This is a genomic window from Legionella gresilensis (assembly GCF_900639865.1).
GTDB lineage: Bacteria > Pseudomonadota > Gammaproteobacteria > Legionellales > Legionellaceae > Legionella_C > Legionella_C gresilensis.
Map to the genome: position 1 here is coordinate 1 of NZ_CAAAHX010000055.1, position 337 is coordinate 337.

Sequence of the window (337 nt, forward strand, 5' to 3'; positions counted from 1 at the left end):
GCGATAAAGATATTTACCTTGTCTGTCAAATTTTATTTGCTGATTAGCGAATTGTCTCAATGATTGTGTACGCATAGTTCACCTGCAAAGGTATTTTAAATAAATGTTTGCCCTGAATGCTGTTTAGTGTTGGTCGAGCAGCTCACTCGCTAGTGAAACTCGGCAAAGCCGTAAAGCTCGAAGTAGGGGGCAAAGCAATCGTTATAAGGCAAACGATTTGGCCAAAACTAAGTTTTTTTGGTGGTTTTTCTCCTATTAATGTATGTGAAAAGGTTAGATAAAACGAAAGAGCTTTATCCGCCATCGATTTCATAGTGAACAATGAGTTAGCTCTATC

Annotated in this window: 1 protein-coding gene; it reads right to left on the reverse strand. The window is 38.3% G+C overall.

Going from position 1 to position 337, the window contains the following annotated elements; genetic code table 11:
- Nucleotides 1-142: 142 nt before the first annotated feature.
- Nucleotides 143-337 (reverse strand): hypothetical protein (locus E1P04_RS17950; RefSeq protein ID WP_207386062.1); only part of this gene is annotated, 195 nt, incomplete at its 5' end.